Genomic DNA, 13,923 nt, shown 5'->3' with positions numbered 1-13,923 from the left:
CATGCCTGCAGGGGGGAACGCAAGCGCGTCGGGACCTCTCTGCGCCAGGCTCAACGGCATGAGGCCCTCGGACTTTCGACCAACGGCGGCGCGCCCGACTTCACCCCCCTGACCGTCAATTCGGGAAGCCGGGTGCTCGTCATTCGCGAGGGGGCAATGCGGCCTGCGGCAGGTTCGCCGGCAGCGGAACGGCGCAGACGGCCACGGGTTCGCGTCCAGGGGAGCGGCTCCCCGGAGCATGGTTCCCTTGCAGGTATCGACGCCACGGTTGCGCTTCCTCGTTGCGGAGAGCGAACCACCGGACGCCCGCGAAAAGCGCCGGGACAGCGTGGGGCGCTCGTCGGGCGAGACCTACCTCGAGATCCTGGGGCGCCTTGCACCGGGGGCCGTCTGCCACCGGATCATGCCGGCGGACGCGGACTGTGCCCTTCCGCACGGAGAGACCCTGGGCGGATACGACGCGGTCTTCCTGTCGGGGTCGCCGCTATCCCTTTACGAGGAGACGCCGGAGGTGAGGCGCTCGCTGGTCTTCATGGGCGCACTGTTCGGATCGGGGACACCGTCTTTCGGATCCTGCGCCGGCCTGCAGGTAGCCACGGTCGCAGCAGGTGGCACCGTCAGGCAGAACCGGAACGGCCCCGAGGCAGGTTTCGCGCGACGGATCGTCCCGACCGAGGCCGGGCGGTCGCATCCGTTGCTTAAGGGGCGGCCCACCGCCTACGACGCGCCAAGCATCCATACGGACGAGGTCGAGACGCTTCCGGACGGAGCGACCTTGCTGGCGCTGAATCGGTCCACCATCGTGCAGGCTGCGGAGATCCGACATGACGGCGGTACGTTCTGGGGCGTGCAGTACCATCCGGAGATCGGCCTCGACGAGGTCACCGGGGCCTTGCGCCGCCAGGCGGAGGATCTCGTCGAGAGCGGGTTGGCGCGCACCCGGCGCGAGGTCGAGGACCAGGCCGACCTCGTCGAAGCGCTTCACCGTGAGCCCACCCGGCGCGACCTCGCATGGCGGCTTGGGCTGGACGATCAGGTCACGGACGAGAGCAACAGGCAGGTCGAGATTGCCAACTTCATCGAGGCGCTGGCTATCCCGATGCGGAACGGGCGCCGGTGACGCGCCTGTCACCCGCTGAAGCGACCGTTGTCCCGCCGGTGCGCTTAGGCAGCCGTTTTACGGAGCTTTGCGACCTTGTCCTCCAGTTCTTTCGCGGCCTGTCCGAACAATTCGGAACGCCTGCAAAGGACGTCCTGCTTTCCCTTCTCGCCGGCGGCCTGCGCCTTATCATCGGCCTCATGGGACTTGGCCCGAGAGGCAAGCGCTCATCGGTAGCCCGCATCCGAACAGAACGGGCTCGCGGCTGATTCATGAGTGCGACTCATCAGGGCATGCCGATTTCGACCCCTGATTAAGGTCGAATCGAGCGCTAGCTTAGATTGGATCCAGACAGCCACGTCCGCCCTGGGGCGGCGCAGGGCGTCTACCGTCGGATAGCCGTGCCGCATACGCCGTCGGCTGGGAGAACACATGACAGGTTCTGGAGACTTCGACTTGAACCGACGCGAACTGGTGGCCGGCGGGAGTGCCGCCGCCGCCCTGACCTCGCTCCCGCGCGGAGCCCACGCGGAGACTACCCCCATGGACCGACCGACACGCATGAAGGTCAGCCTGACGGTGAACGGCCAGCACCGGGACCTGGAGCTCGACACCCGCACCAGCCTGCTCGACGCGGCGCGCGAGCACCTGCACCTCACCGGCTCGAAGAAGGGCTGCGACCACGGCCAGTGCGGGGCCTGCACGATGATCGTCGATGGACGGCGCATCAATGCCTGCCTGACGCTGGCGGTGATGCACCAGGGCGCAGAGATCACCACCATCGAGGGGCTCGGCCAGCCGGACACTCTGCACCCGATGCAGGCGGCCTTCGTCAAGCACGATGGCTACCAGTGCGGGTACTGCACGCCTGGCCAGATCTGCTCCGGTGTGGCGGTCCTGGCCGAGATCAAGGCCGGCATCCCGAGCCACGTGACCGCCGACCTCAACGCCGCTTCTCAGGTGACCGAGGCCGAGATCCGCGAGCGCATGAGCGGCAACATCTGCCGCTGCGGCGCCTATTCCAACATCGTCGAGGCGATCACCGAAGTCGCCGGGAGGCCCGCATGAAGTCCTTCACCTACGAGCGTCCGAGCTCGCCTGCGGAAGCCGCTGCCGCGGTCGCCCGCACCCCGAACGCCAAGTTCATCGCCGGGGGCACCAACCTGCTCGACCTAATGAAGCTGCAGATCGAGACCCCGGCCCACCTCGTCGACGTCAACGCGCTCGGCTTGGACACCATCGAGCCGACGCCGGAGGGCGGCCTGCGGGTCGGTGCCCTGGTGCGCAACACCGATCTTGCCGCCGATGCGCGGGTGCGGAAGGATTACGGCGTGCTGAGCAGGGCGCTGCTCGCCGGCGCTTCGGGCCAGTTGCGCAACAAGGCGACCACCGCCGGCAACCTGCTCCAGCGCACCCGCTGCCCGTATTTCTACGACACCGCCCAGGCCTGCAACAAACGCCAGCCCGGCTCGGGCTGCTCGGCCCTGGACGGTATCAGCCGCCAATTGGCGGTGATCGGCGCAAGTGAAGCATGCATCGCCACGCATCCGGGCGACATGGCGGTGGCCATGCGGGTCCTGGACGCCACCGTCGAGACCGTCGATGCCAAGGGCGGTACGCGAAAGATCGCCATCGCCGACTTCCACCGCCTACCGGGGGATACCCCGCAGATCGAGACGGCCTTGAAGCCGGGTGACCTCATCACCGCGGTCACCCTGCCGAAGCCGCTCGGCGGGACGCACATCTACCGCAAGGTCCGCGACCGCGCCTCCTACGCCTACGCCCTGGTCTCGGTGGCGGCGGTGGTGCAGCCCGACGGGTCCGGCCGGGTCGCCTTCGGCGGCGTCGCCCCCAAGCCCTGGCGGGTCGAGGCGGCGGAAACCGACATGGCCCGGGGCGCCAAGGCGGTGACCGACAAGGCTTTCGCCGGCGCCAAGCCGACGCACGAGAACGCCTACAAGCTGAAGCTGGCCGAGCGCACGCTGATGGCTGCGATCACCGAAGCAAGGGCCTGAGCCATGAAGTTCGATACCCCCGCCACCCAGAACCCCATCGACCAGCTCAAGGTCGTCGGCAAGCCGACCGACCGGATCGACGGCAAGTACAAGACCACCGGCACGGCGCCCTTCGCCTACGAGCGCCACGACGTGGCGGCGAACCAGGCCTACGGCTACGTGATCGGCGCCGGCATCGCCAAGGGCCGCATCCGCGCGATGCAGGTCGACGAAGCCAAGCGCGCGCCAGGCGTCCTTGCCATCGTCACGACCCTCGACACGCCCCGCCTCGAACGCGGCACGATGAATACCGCCTACCTGTTCGGCGGCGACCAGGTGCAGCACTACCACCAGGCCATCGCGGTGGTGGTGGCCGAGACCTTCGAGGAGGCCCGTGCGGCCAGCTTCCTCGTGGGGGTCGACTACGCCCCCGAGGCGGGCAAGTTCGATCTCGCCGCCGAGGCAAGGGGAGCAAAGCCGGTTCCCGGCGACAGCGGCGAGGGCAGCGGCGGAAACGGCGAGGAGCGCGTCGGCGATTTCGAGGGGGCCTTCGCCAAGGCGCCCGTGACCGTCGACGCGACCTACACGACCGCCGACGAGAGCCACGCCATGATGGAGCCGCACGCGACCGTCGCGGCCTGGGACGGCGACAAGGTCACCCTCTGGACCTCGAACCAGATGATCGCCTGGGGCCATGGCAGCGTTGCCAAGATCCTCGGCATCCCGAAGGAGAACGTCCGGATCGATTCCCCCTTCGTCGGCGGCGGATTCGGCGGCAAGCTGTTCGTGCGCGCTGATGCGGTCCTCGCGGCGCTCGGTGCCAAAGCAGCGGGACGTCCGGTGAAGGTCGCGCTGACCCGCCCCCTCATCGCCAACAACACCACCCACCGCCCCGCCACCATCCAGCGGGTGCGCATCGGTGCCACCAAAGATGGCACGATCACGGCCATCGCCCACGAGAGCACCTCAGGCAACCTGCCCGACGGCGATCCCGAGACGGCGGTGAGCCAGACGAAGCTCCTCTACGCGGGCGCCAACCGGCTCGCGGCGATGAAGCTTGCACTTCTCGACCTGCCCGAGGGCAACGCGATGCGCGCGCCTGGCGAGGCTCCGGGTCTGATGGTCCTGGAGGCGGCCATGGACGAGATGGCTGAGAAGCTCGGCCTCGACCCCGTCGAGTTCCGCGTCCGCAACGACACCCAGGTCGACCCCCACGCCCCGGATCGCCGCTTCTCGCATCGCGACCTCGTCGGGTGCCTCAAGCTGGGAGCGGAGAAGTTCGGCTGGGCTAAGCGCAGCGCCAAGCCCGGCACGGTCCGGGACGGGCAGTGGCTCGTCGGCGTCGGGGTTGCTTCCGCCTTCCGCAACAACATGGTGATGAAGTCCGGTGCGCGCGTTCGCCTGGACGAACAGGGGACGGTCACGGTCGAGACCGACATGACCGACATCGGAACGGGCACCTACACCATCATCGCCCAAACGGCCGCCGAGATGATGGGCGTGCCGCTGGAGAAGGTCGTGGTGCGGCTGGGGGACTCCAGCTTCCCGGCCTCGGCGGGCTCGGGTGGCCAGTGGGGCGCGAACTCGTCGACGTCCGGTGTCTACGCGGCCTGCATGAAGCTGCGCGAGGCCGTGGCCCAACGCCTCGGCATCAACTCGGCCGATGCGGTCTTCGAGGACGGCCATGTCCGCTCCGGCAACCGCGCCGTACCGCTCGGCGATGCGGCCCAGGGCGGCCTGACGGTCGAGGACACCATCGAGTTCGGCGACCTTTCCAAGACCTACCAGCAATCGACGTTCGGAGCGCATTTCGTCGAGGTGGGGGTCGACGTCCATACCGCGGAGATCCGTGTCCGGCGCATGCTCGCGGTCTGCGCCGCCGGTCGCATCCTCAATCCGAAATCGGCCCGCAGCCAGGTCATTGGCGGCATGACCATGGGCACCGGTGCCGCGCTGATGGAGGAACTCGTCGTCGATACGGAGCGCGGCTTCTTCGCCAACCACGATCTGGCCGGCTACGAGGTGCCGGTGCACGCCGACATCCCGCACCAGGAGGTGATCTTCCTCGACGAGGTCGATCCGATCTCGTCGCCGATGAAGGCCAAGGGTGTCGGCGAGCTCGGCATTTGCGGCGTCGGCGCGGCGGTGGCCAACGCCGTCTACAACGCCACCGGCATCCGGGTGCGCGACTATCCCATCACCCTCGACAAGCTTCTCGACCACATGCCGGAGGCGGCATGAGCGCGCCTTGGGGATCGGCAGTACGAGGTGGTGGACGGTCGCCTCGACGGCGAGGGCCGGATCGTCGGTCGCACGACCAGGGCGGAGATCGCCGAGGGTAAGGCCCGGTCCCCAGACACGATCGACGGAACCTTCCTCAAGGCCGGACTGATCGACGAGATCAGCCTGCTGATGAGCCCCCCCATCGACGGCCTCGCCGGGGTGCCGAGCCCCTTCGACCACCATGGCGAGCCCAGCGAGAAAAGCCCGCCACCGGCCGGTGGCTCCGGCACCTCCACACAGAGAGACCCGTGAGGGCGGCACGGTCTGGCTCCGGCACCGGGTCGAGGACGCCCCGGCGGCCTGAGCAACTCCACGAACCTGACGATGAGGACCAACCATGCCCAGGCTCACCACGACCGTCGACTACGCCGAACGCGACGCCGCCATCGCGATCAACACCTATACGACGGTGCTGCGACGCCCCCGGGTGCCGCATGAGCTCTTCGCGACCTACTGGCGGGACGTGCACGGGCCCCTGTGTGCGCGCATTCCCGGGCTCGGGTGGTACGTGCAACGGCATCTTGATCGTGCGCAGGATGCGCATCTATGGCCACGGGTCGAGGGGATCGGGCCGTTTGCGGACTACGAGTTGGACGGGGGCGTCGAGATCGGGTTCCGCTCCGCCTCGGACCAGGCGGCCTTCACCGAGGCATGCCCGATCCTGTTTGCGGACGAGCAGAACATGTTCGCCGCCACGGTCGCGTATGCGCTCCCGCACGGCTCGACGACCTTGGTGGACCGCGTGGCCGAGCCGTCCCCGAACGGGGACGACGGCCTCGATAGGATCGAGATCCATTTCGGCGCCTCGCACGGTGACGCGGCGGCGTTCGGCGAGCGCATCACCGGGCTGGCCCGCTCCCTCGCCGCCGAGGCCGCGGTCCTGAAGGTGCGGTTTCACCTTCCTGAGCCCTACGACAACGCGAAGCCCGCTCCGCCGGCGCCGAACGTGGATCACGCGGTGCCGAGCGAACGCCGGCTGATCGCAGTCCTGGAACTGGCGTTCGGCTCGCCCCTGGAGCGGCGTACCGTCTACGCGTCCGATGCCTTCGCGGTCGCGACCGCGGGGCTGAACGAGCATGTCGCCCATGCCTCGGCGTTCGCGGTCAGCGGTGTCTACACCTATGTCCGCGACGGGACGCTAACGCTGGCGGGCCTGCGCGGCAGCCGCCCCGCCCAACTCATCGAGCGGATCGGCGCGGTCAACCAGGTCGGCGAGGATGTGCGGCATCTGCTTCATACCGGAGAATTGCCCCGTCGCTAGGGATCGCCGGCGTCCGCGCTTGGATGAAGCGCGCAGCCCGTCTTCGGGCCGACGGGGCCTGCTACGACGACGATGACGTCGGTGTCGTACGGTGCCAGGGCGGGGGCGGATGATGTCGTCATCAGAGCCGCCTCGCGGGTGTCGGTCCGAAAGCGGAAGTTTGCCGCGCAGCTCCATCGGCTTGAGTCGGTCCCATCGCCGACATCCAAAGTCCTCTCCTGGCCCACTGCGACGGGTTTGCGACGGGAGCGCGGACGGGTACCCGGGGAACGTAGGACCGGATTACTCCACCAGCACCCGCGCCGCCGCCACTCCGAGCGCGCGCGCGCCGAAGGCCAAGTCCGCATCGCTGGTATCCTCCGCCCAGTGATGGCTGATGCCGCCGATCGACGGGACGAACAGCATGGCGGCCGGCAGGATGCGGGCGACGTTCTGGGCGTCGTGGCCGGCGCCCGAGGGCATCACCTGCCAACGGCCGGGGCAGACCTGCTCGGCCGCCTCCGAGAGGGCCCGCATCAGGGTCGGGTCGCAAGGGGCGGGGATCGCTTTCGACAGGGCGGTGAGCGTGGCGGTGCAGCGCTCCCGCCGGTTCGACTCGCGCACCAGCGCGTCGAGGCAAGCCTCCATCCGCTCCAGCACCGGGATCGACACGTCGCGGAACTGGAAGGCCACCTCGGCGCGGCCCGGGATGATGCTGTAACCGCCGGGATCCAGGGTGATCCGTCCCGTCGTCCAGGTGCTGTGTGGGCCACACACCTTGGGGAACTCCCGGTCGATGGCCGCGAGCAGGCGCACCGCCGAGAGCCCCGCATCCCTGCGCTCGGCCATGGTTGTGCCGCCGGCATGATCCTGGTTGCCTTCGAACACGATCTGAAACTGCCAGATCGCCACGATGCCACTGACCACGCCGAGATGCAGGCCGGCGGATTCGAGCTGCGTGCCCTGCTCGATATGCAGTTCGAGAAAGCCCCGGTAGCGGGCGGGATCGAGCCGCATGCGGGGTAGATGGGCGAGACCGCTGGATTCGAGCGCCACGCGCAGGGGCGTGCCGTCGGTGCGGTTGCGGGCGGCGTCGATCTCGGCCTCGGTCAGGTCACCGATCGCCGAGCGGCTTCCCAGGAAACCGCCTGAAAAGTGACCCTCCTCGTCCGCGAAGGCGACGACGTCGACGGGAAGCCCGGCCCGGGCCAGCGCCAATCCGGCGACGACGCCGAGCGCCCCGTCGAGCCAGCCGGCCTCGTTCTGGGTCTCGATATGGCTGCCCACCAGGAGGTGGGGCCCTGGGCCGCGATGACGCCCGAGCACGTTGCCGATGCCGTCGATCGACGCCTCGAGACCGCAGGCCTCGAGCCGATCCATCAGCCAGCGCCGCGCCTGCATATCCTCAGGCGAGAAGGTTGGCCGGTGGACGCCGGTGCGGAACCGTCCGATCTCGCGCAAGGCGTACAGGTCGGCCAGGAAGGTGTCGGTCTCGATCTCGGTCATGGTGGGTCCAGGCGGTTGATCGCGTTCGGTGGTCACCTCACCACCCTCTCTCAGAGATCGAGGATCACGCTGCCCTGAGCGCGCGAGACGCACGGCGTCATCCGGTCCCGGCGTTTCCCGACCGATAGCACGGCATCGCGATGAATCACCGTGCCGTCGCGGTAGCCGCACTCGCAGGCGCCACAGACTCCGAGTTCGCACGAGGCGGGCTGAGAGACGCCGTGCTCCCGCAGGACGTCGAGGAGCGAACGATCTGCAGGCACCTGAAGCAGGGCGCCGGTGGATGCGATGCGCGCCTCGAACGGCTCGGGCTGGAAGGTTTCGTCCGAGAGGGGGGCGAAGTGCTCGACATGGACCTGCTCCGGCGGCCAGCCCTGCGCGTCGAGGGCAGACTGGACGGCGTCGGTGAGACGCCTTGGACCACAGGCATAGACGTGCGTGTCCACAGTGAAGTCGCCGAGACGCGTGGGATCGAGGCGTCGACCGTCATCGGCGAACCAAATCTGAAGTCGGTCACCGCAGATCGCGCGGACATCCGCGAGAAGAGGCGCATCGGCGGCGGAGCGCGCACAGACATGCAGCGCGAACTCCGCCCTGTCCGTCGCAAGCGTACGCGCCATGGCGAGGAGCGGCGTCACGCCGATGCCGCCCGCCACGAGAATGTGGCGCCTTGCAGCGGGTGCGAGGGGGAAGTTGTTGCGGGGCGCCGAGACGTCGGCGACCGAGCCAATGCCGAGGTTGCCGTGCACCCAGGCCGAACCCCCGCGTCCCGCGTCCTCGCGCTTGATTGCGATCTCGTATCGACCGCGATCGGCAGGGTCGCCGCAGAGCGAGTACTGGCGCACGCGTCCATGCGGCAGCCGAAGATCGACATGGGCGCCGGCTGTCCAGGCCGGCAGTTCCGGCCGTCGCGGATGGACCAGGGTGAGATGCAGCACGTCGGGCGTCGTCGCTACAGCCGCCGCGACCTGCAGCTTCATGACCAGGCGCGCGCTCACGGGCTAGTCCACCATCTCGATCGTATCGCCGACCCGGATGATGCCGCCGCGCTCGATTCCGCAATTGAGGCCCGAGCGGTTGTAGAGAGGCAGGTAGATCGGCTGACCCAGGAGTTCCTCGAGGTATTTGCAGGGGAAGTTCAGCCGTCCGCCGCGCAGGATCACCTCGCCCACACGGAAACGACGTCCCACAAGATGGTTGAGCGGCACGCCGCGCACCGTGAGGTTGCGGCGATGGTCGATGGGCGCGATGTGCAGGGGGCCGCTCTGGAGCGGCGGGTCGTTGCGGTTGATCGCATCGAGGGCCTCCTGCTCGATCAGGGTCACCTCACGGGTGTCGGGCTTGGGCGAATAGGTGCCGGAACCGAGATAGTAGCGGTCGCCCTCGATGCCGCGTCCGGCGACGCACCGAGCCTCGGCGCGCTCCTCCATCTCGTAGCTCGCCGCCGAAGCGGTATGGATGTTGAGCAGGCTGCCCCGCCATCCCACGGCTCCACCAGGCACGCCGACAGCGATCGAACCGGCCGGGTGCGCGAATGCCTCGACCATGCGGGGGGCTGATGCGTCCGTCATCGCGTGGTCTCCGGCCGTGTCGCGAGGGCGATGGCTTCGATCTCGACCATGGCGTCGCGGGGCAGCCGGGCGACCTCGATCGTCGAGCGCGCCGGGGCATCGCCGGGGAAGTGCTCCGCATAGACCGCGTTCATGGCGGCGAAGTCGTTCATGTCCTTCAGGAACACCGTCGTCTTGGCCACCGTCGCCAGGCTCGCGCCACCCGCCCCCAGAACCGCCGCGAGATTGGCCAGCGAGGCCCTGGTCTGCGCCGCGATGCCGTCGGGAAACCCGCCCGTCTCCGGGTCGATCGGGAGTTGCCCCGAGGCGAAGACGAGATCGCCGACACGGGTCGCCTGAGCATAGGGTCCGGCGGCCGGAGCGGCCTTGTCCGTCTCGATGATGGTTCGGTTCATTCGTTTTCCTCGGGGTGAACGGAGCTGCTAGGGTGCATCTACGATACTAGAAAAATATCCACTGTGAAGGAGGGGCGGCGCCGAAGTTCTCAGTCGTGCGCCGAGCTTGGTCGGTCCAACGGCTCAGTCGATCTGCCGTCGCGCGGTTTCGGGCGACAGGAACGCGGCGACCAGCGTCACGCAGGCCAGCACGATCAGATAGACCGAGATCGGCCAGGTCGCGCCGCTGCTCCAGGTCAGCAGGGCGGCGGCGATGAGCGGCGTGAAACCACCACTGAGGGCGGCCCCGACCTGGAAGCCGAGGGAGGCGCCGCTGTAGCGCAGACGCGCATCGAACAGCTCCGACATCCAGGCCGCCCCCGTCCCGAACATGATGCCCTGGCCGAAGCTCAGGGCCACCGCGACGGTCAGCGTGATGATGGTCGGATCGCGGGTATCGAGAAGCTGGAACAGCGGGAAGGCGAAGACGATGGAAAACAGGCACGCGACGACGAACAGGGTGCGGCGGCCGTAGCGGTCCGACAGCCATCCGAAGATTGGGATCGTGAAGAGCTCGATGATCGCCGCGACCAGGATGCCGTTGAGGATGACGCTGCGCGGCAGGCCGAGTTTCCCCGTCACGTAGGAGATCGAGAACACCGTGACGATGCTGACATAGGCGATCTCCGACACCTTCAGGCCGACAGCCTTCAGGAAGGTGCGGGGATGTTCGGTGAGGATCTCGACGACAGGAATCTTGGCCACGGCGGCGCGCTCTTTCACACGCTGGAACGAGGGTGTCTCGTGCAGGCGAAGCCGGATGAAGAGTCCGACCCCGACGAGGAGGGCGCTCGCCAGGAACGGCAGGCGCCAGCCCCAGGACAAGAACTCGGCCTCGGGCATCAGCCCCGCCAGGGCGAAGGCGCCGATGGAGAGGATGACGCCTAAGGGATAGCCAAGCTGGACGATGCTCCCGAAGAAGCCCCGCCGATGGGCCGGTACGCTCTCGACCACCATCAGGACCGCGCCGCCCCACTCACCGCCGATGCCGATGCCCTGAACCAGCCGCAGGGTGACGAGCAGGATCGGCGCCCAGACGCCGATCTGCGCATAGGTCGGCAAGCAGCCGATCAGGAAGGTGCCGAGGCCCATGATCATGATGGTGAGGGACAGCATGGCCTTGCGGCCGATCTTGTCGCCGAAATGGCCGAAGACGATGCCGCCCAGAGGGCGTGCGAGGAAGCCGACCGCGTAGGAGCCGAAGGCGGCGATCGTCCCGACGACGGGGTCGATGCTCGGAAAGAAGAGCTTGTTGAACACCAGGGCACTGGCCGTGCCGTAGATCAGAAAGTCGTACCATTCGACCGTCGTGCCGATCACGCTCGACCAGACGATCTGCCGTCGGTCCGCAAGGGACACCTCGTTCCGGTCGAGGCCGATATCGGCCTCCATCGCGATCGCCGCACTGGCCATAATGATCTGCCCTCCACGAACTTGGAGAAATTTCCACTGATGTGGAGGCAATCGTCGTGCCACATGCGGCAGCGATCGTCTGACGAGGTCAGGGAGCACACCTGCGCGCGCGGCTGCATCGGGGTGCGCAGGGAGGGCCGGGACGTCGCGCGATGGGGCGCGTGCAAACGTCGTGACGATCCACTATTCAGGGGTAAAGCTGACCCGCACGGCCATACTGCCGATCTACCGGGAGGATGGGAGTGGATGACGGCATGTCGGTGAGGGAGATGGTTGCCCCGGCGCAAACCGCGGCGGAAACAAGTTCCCAGATCTATGTGTCGGAGGAAATCCGTCGCCGCCGCAGGGAGCTCCACCTGTCCCTGGAGGCGCTTGCGACGCGATCCGGCGTGAGCCGCTCGATGATCTCGAAGATCGAGAGGGCCGAGGCGGTGCCATCGACCGCAGTGCTCTCCCGCCTGGCGGAGGCCCTCGGCGTGACCTTCTCGCGCTTGATGGCCCCGGCGACCGAACTCGAGGTTCTGCTGATCCCGGCGCGCCGCCAACCCGTCCTTCGGGACGAAGAATCGGGCTTCCTGCGTCGCTGCCTGTCGCCGGTCCTGCCGGGCCGAGGCATCGATCTGGTGCTGAACACCCTGCCGCCCGGTGGCAGCACGGGCGAGTTCACGGCGCATCGCCCCGGCGTCTCGGAATACATCTACATCCTGCGCGGCCGCCTGCGCGCCGTGATCGGCGACCGGATCGTCGTCGCAGAGACGGGGGACAGCTTGTACTTCGAAGCCGATGCCGGGCACGCTTTCACGAATCTCGGCACGGAACCTTGCGAGTATATCCTCGTGATCGATCCGTCCCGCGCTCGGTAGCGATCCCTGTCAGGACCTCAGGTCTTCGCTTGGGTTGCATAGATCCGGCGCACACCACCTCCACGGCGGACACCCCAATCACCTGCCGGTTCAGCGGTCGAGCGCTCCAAAGTGCCGATCCATCGGTGCATGGCCCCTGGCATGCGGCCCAGCGCATTGCCTCGCAAGCCATTTGCTTTCACGCGAAACACAGAACGTTTTGAGTGCGGATCGGAGCGCATCCTGCGATGGAAGACCGTTTTGACATCGCCGTCGTCGGCCTTGGCGCCATGGGCAGCGCGGCCCTCTATCAACTGGGGCTGCAGGGCGCGAAAGCGGTCGGCCTCGATCGCTTCGCCCCGCCGCATGCTCTGGGGTCGAGCCACGGTGAGAGCCGCATCACCCGGCAGGCCGTCGGCGAGGGCCGCGACTACGTCCCCCTCGTCCTGGCTTCGCACCGGATCTGGCGCGCTCTGGAGGCGGAGACCGGGGAGACGCTGCTGACCGCCTGCGGCGCCCTGGTGATGGGGCCGGGCAGCGGTGTCACCTCGCACCACGGCAAGCCGGATTTCGTCGGGCGCTCGATCGATGCCGCGCGGGCCTTCGCGATCCCGCACGAAATTCTCGATGGGCGCGAGGTCGCGCGCCGCTTCCCACAATTCCTGAATCTCAGCGGCGACGAGAAGGCCTATTACGAGCCGGGCGGCGGCTATGTGCGCCCCGAGCGCTGCATCGCCGCGCAGCTGCGCAGGGCGGGCGAGCTCGGCGCCACGATCCGCACCGGGACGACGGTGCTGTCGATCCTCCAGGAGCCGGGCGGAGTCCGGATCGAGACCGACCGCGGCGTCGTCCTGGCCGATCAGGTGGTGGTCTCGGCAGGAGCCTGGACCGCGCCCCTCCTGGGCGCGCCTTTCACGGATCTGCTCGCGGTCAACCGCCAGCTGCTGCATTGGTACGCCCTCGACGACGCCTCGGCCTACGGCCCCGAGTCACCGGTCTTCATATGGATGCACGGTTCCGGCGAAACGGACTACCTCTACGGCTTCCCGCCCCTGCCGGGCGAGACCCAGATCAAGGTCGCCACCGAACAGTATGAGACCTCCACGCGGGCCGAGGCCCTGGACCGTGTCGTCAGTCCCGAGGAATCCGCCGCCATGCATCGGCACCATGTGGCGGGCCGGCTCGCCGGCGCGACAGCGCAGGTGACCCAGGCCGCCGCCTGCCTCTACACCGTGACCCCCGACCGCGGATTCATCATCGACCGCCACCCGCGGATGGACCGGGTCCTCGTCGTCTCCGCCTGCTCAGGGCACGGCTTCAAGCACTCGGCCGGGATCGGCGAGGTCGTGGCCGACGAGATGGTTCGGGCCAGCGGGCGGATCGACCTCGAACCGTATTCGCTCGCACGGTTCGGCTGATCCCCACAGGATGGCCTGCCGATTGCTTGACCCGGGCGAACCGGACAAGGCATTCTCTCTGAAGAGCGATCGTCGCGCCCGGGTCTCGTATCCGGTCGACCCGGATGTCCCAAGCACAGGTGT

At 68.1% G+C, this 13,923-nt stretch carries 14 protein-coding genes; 8 read left to right on the top strand and 6 right to left on the bottom strand.

Going from position 1 to position 13,923, the window contains the following annotated elements; translation table 11 throughout:
• The first annotated feature begins 238 nt into the window (after positions 1-238).
• From K368_RS0121625 to K368_RS0121600, 6 genes are all read left to right on the top strand, one after another.
• The gene (locus K368_RS0121625) at positions 239-1,120 is read left to right on the top strand and encodes a type 1 glutamine amidotransferase (RefSeq protein ID WP_036266585.1); all 882 of its coding nucleotides are present in this window, start codon (positions 239-241) and stop codon (positions 1,118-1,120) included.
• Between the two features lie 411 nt (positions 1,121-1,531).
• Positions 1,532-2,167 (top strand): aldehyde dehydrogenase iron-sulfur subunit PaoA, encoded by a 636-nt coding sequence (paoA, locus tag K368_RS0121620; RefSeq protein WP_036266584.1) that lies wholly within the window; start codon positions 1,532-1,534, stop codon positions 2,165-2,167.
• Positions 2,164-3,114, top strand: a complete 951-nt coding sequence (locus K368_RS0121615; RefSeq protein ID WP_027174169.1) for a xanthine dehydrogenase family protein subunit M — start codon at positions 2,164-2,166, stop codon at positions 3,112-3,114. The genes paoA and K368_RS0121615 overlap by 4 nt, the downstream gene beginning before the upstream one ends.
• A 3-nt stretch (positions 3,115-3,117) precedes the next feature.
• A complete protein-coding gene (paoC, locus tag K368_RS0121610; RefSeq protein WP_027174168.1) occupies positions 3,118-5,334 on the top strand; it encodes an aldehyde oxidoreductase molybdenum-binding subunit PaoC in 2,217 nt (738 codons plus the stop codon).
• Positions 5,335-5,361: 27 nt separating this feature from the next.
• Positions 5,362-5,628: a hypothetical protein gene (locus K368_RS0121605; protein ID WP_027174167.1), complete on the top strand. Its 267-nt coding sequence runs from the start codon at positions 5,362-5,364 to the stop codon at positions 5,626-5,628.
• Positions 5,629-5,713: 85 nt separating this feature from the next.
• A complete protein-coding gene (locus K368_RS0121600) occupies positions 5,714-6,637 on the top strand; it encodes a hypothetical protein (RefSeq protein ID WP_027174166.1) in 924 nt (307 codons plus the stop codon).
• On the opposite strand, the gene K368_RS27635 is transcribed toward K368_RS0121600, so the two are convergent.
• The 6 genes from K368_RS27635 to K368_RS0121570 all read right to left on the bottom strand — a co-directional run bounded on the left by K368_RS27635 (position 6,634) and on the right by K368_RS0121570 (position 11,519).
• Positions 6,634-6,759, bottom strand: a complete 126-nt coding sequence (locus tag K368_RS27635; RefSeq protein ID WP_280940245.1) for a hypothetical protein — start codon at positions 6,757-6,759, stop codon at positions 6,634-6,636. The two genes, K368_RS0121600 and K368_RS27635, sit on opposite strands and share 4 nt — an antisense overlap.
• 160 nt (positions 6,760-6,919) lie before the next feature.
• Positions 6,920-8,122 carry a Zn-dependent hydrolase gene (locus K368_RS0121590; protein WP_027174164.1) on the bottom strand — a complete coding sequence of 401 codons (1,203 nt, stop codon included), beginning with the start codon at positions 8,120-8,122 and terminating at the stop codon, positions 6,920-6,922.
• A gap of 50 nt (positions 8,123-8,172) precedes the next feature.
• Complete coding sequence (locus K368_RS0121585) at positions 8,173-9,120, bottom strand: PDR/VanB family oxidoreductase (protein ID WP_027174163.1); 948 nt, start codon at positions 9,118-9,120, stop codon at positions 8,173-8,175.
• A gap of 3 nt (positions 9,121-9,123) precedes the next feature.
• The gene (locus K368_RS0121580; protein ID WP_081739637.1) at positions 9,124-9,693 is read right to left on the bottom strand and encodes an MOSC domain-containing protein; all 570 of its coding nucleotides are present in this window, start codon (positions 9,691-9,693) and stop codon (positions 9,124-9,126) included.
• Positions 9,690-10,088, bottom strand: a complete 399-nt coding sequence (locus K368_RS0121575) for a Rid family detoxifying hydrolase (RefSeq protein WP_027174161.1) — start codon at positions 10,086-10,088, stop codon at positions 9,690-9,692. Before K368_RS0121575 ends, K368_RS0121580 begins: the two co-directional genes overlap by 4 nt.
• A gap of 123 nt (positions 10,089-10,211) precedes the next feature.
• A complete protein-coding gene (locus K368_RS0121570) occupies positions 10,212-11,519 on the bottom strand; it encodes an MFS transporter (RefSeq protein WP_197031089.1) in 1,308 nt (435 codons plus the stop codon).
• 338 nt (positions 11,520-11,857) lie between these two features.
• Here K368_RS0121570 and K368_RS0121565 point away from each other — a divergent pair, with 338 nt between their 5' ends.
• Positions 11,858-12,403: an XRE family transcriptional regulator gene (locus K368_RS0121565; RefSeq protein ID WP_245259640.1), complete on the top strand. Its 546-nt coding sequence runs from the start codon at positions 11,858-11,860 to the stop codon at positions 12,401-12,403.
• 227 nt (positions 12,404-12,630) lie between these two features.
• Complete coding sequence (gene solA, locus K368_RS0121560; RefSeq protein ID WP_027174158.1) at positions 12,631-13,800, top strand: N-methyl-L-tryptophan oxidase; 1,170 nt, start codon at positions 12,631-12,633, stop codon at positions 13,798-13,800.
• Positions 13,801-13,923: the final 123 nt, after the last annotated feature.

Origin of the sequence: Methylobacterium sp. 10, assembly GCF_000519085.1 — a bacterium.
Lineage (GTDB): Bacteria > Pseudomonadota > Alphaproteobacteria > Rhizobiales > Beijerinckiaceae > Methylobacterium.
Note: the sequence above shows the minus strand (reverse complement) of the source record. Positions and strands in the feature narration are given on the sequence as shown.